This window comes from Mesorhizobium sp. M7A.F.Ca.US.006.04.2.1 (genome assembly GCF_004022915.1).
Taxonomy (GTDB): Bacteria; Pseudomonadota; Alphaproteobacteria; order Rhizobiales; family Rhizobiaceae; genus Mesorhizobium; species Mesorhizobium ciceri.
The window spans coordinates 1-1,301 of sequence record NZ_RZQA01001248.1 but is presented as its reverse complement, the minus strand read 5'-3'; the positions used below and the strand labels follow the sequence as shown (position 1 = coordinate 1,301).

At 66.3% G+C, this 1,301-nt stretch carries 3 protein-coding genes; 2 read left to right on the top strand and 1 reads right to left on the bottom strand.

Annotated features, from left to right (window positions below):
• Positions 1-2: 2 nt before the first annotated feature.
• Positions 3-560: a sugar O-acetyltransferase gene (locus EN925_RS36305; protein ID WP_127370074.1), complete on the bottom strand. Its 558-nt coding sequence runs from the start codon at positions 558-560 to the stop codon at positions 3-5.
• Between the two features lie 135 nt (positions 561-695).
• Here EN925_RS36305 and EN925_RS36300 point away from each other — a divergent pair, with 135 nt between their 5' ends.
• Together EN925_RS36300 and EN925_RS41235 are read left to right on the top strand one after the other, a co-directional pair.
• Entirely contained in the window at positions 696-1,157 is a 462-nt protein-coding gene (locus EN925_RS36300) for a membrane protein (RefSeq protein ID WP_027162181.1), read from the top strand.
• Positions 1,154-1,301 (top strand): FAD-dependent oxidoreductase (locus tag EN925_RS41235; RefSeq protein ID WP_348630391.1); only part of this gene is annotated, 148 nt, incomplete at its 3' end. The genes EN925_RS36300 and EN925_RS41235, both read left to right, overlap by 4 nt.

The following is a 1,301-nucleotide window of genomic DNA, read 5'->3' as shown; positions in this document are numbered from 1 at the left end:
GTTCAGCCCCGCTTGACCGGCCGCGCCGGATTGCCGATCACCGTGGCGTTCGCCGCCACGTCGCGCGTCACCACCGCACCGGCGCCGACGATGGCGCCTTCACCGATGCTGACGCCGCCAAGGATGACGGCTGAGCCGCCGATCCAGGCATTGGCGCCGATCTCAATCGGTCGGGCGATCTCCAGTCCGGCCTGCCGCCCACTGGCCTCCTTGTGGTGCTCGGCGCAGTAGATCTGCACGTTCGGGCCGAGCAGCGTTGCCTTGCCGATGCGCACGCTCGCCGTGTCGAGGATGGTGCAGCCGGCATTGAGAAACACGCCGTCGCCGAGAAAGATGTTGAAGCCATAGGCGCAGTGGAACGGCGCCTCGATACGGGCGCCCTCGCCGGCTCTTCCCAGCAGTGCCTTCAGAGCCGGCCCGAGATTGCCGCGTTGACGAGGCGGCAGCAAGTTGTGCTCGAACACCGCATCGCGCGCTATCATCCGCAACGACTCCAGTTCGTCATCGATGCAGGTATACCATTCGCCGGCCACCATCTTCACGCGCTCGCTCTCAGCCATGATGCGGTCTCCAGTTCACGTCCTTGCAAAGCACAAGTGCAGCCAAAAGCGCCGATGCCAGTACTGGTCAAATATTGGACCTATGGTAGCCTGTGACTCAAGGCCGTCTTGGCCCGTGATCGAGGGGGATCGACCATGCTCTACATTCTCGCACTTCTGATCGGCGTCATTGCCGGTCTTCGCGCCATGACGGCGCCGGCCGCCATTGCCTGGGGCGCTTATCTCGGCTGGCTGACGGTTGCCGGCACCTGGGCGAGCTTCATGAGCCATTGGGCGGCTGTCGGCATCTTCACCATCCTGGCCATTGTCGAGTTGGTCACCGACCAGTTGCCGTCGACGCCGAGCCGTAAAGTACCCCAGCAATTCGGCGCCCGCATCGTCATGGGCGCCTTCACCGGCGCGGTGATCGGCGCGACAGGCGGCGCCACCATCGGCGGCCTGATCGCGGGCGCCATCGGCGCTGTCATCGGCACGCTGGGCGGCGCCGAAGCTCGCGGCCGGCTCGCGGCCGCCTTCGGCAAGGATCCGCCCGCCGCCTTTATCGAGGACGCGGTGGCGATCATCGGCGGCCTGCTGATCGTAGCGGCGGTGGCATGACGACGAAAATCTTCGACGCCATCATCATCGGTGCCGGACAGGCTGGCCCTCCGCTGGCCGGGCGGCTGACGGCCGCCGGCATGAGCGTCGCGCTGATCGAGCGCAAGCTGGTCGGCGGCACCTGCGTCAACACCGGCTGCATGC

Excerpts from the sequence above, each read along its gene's own strand:
- EN925_RS36305 (WP_127370074.1), bottom strand. The coding sequence starts at position 560 with ATGGCTGAGAGCGAGCGCGTGAAGATGGTGGCCGGCGAATGGTATACC.
- EN925_RS36300 (WP_027162181.1), top strand. The coding sequence starts at position 696 with ATGCTCTACATTCTCGCACTTCTGATCGGCGTCATTGCCGGTCTTCGC.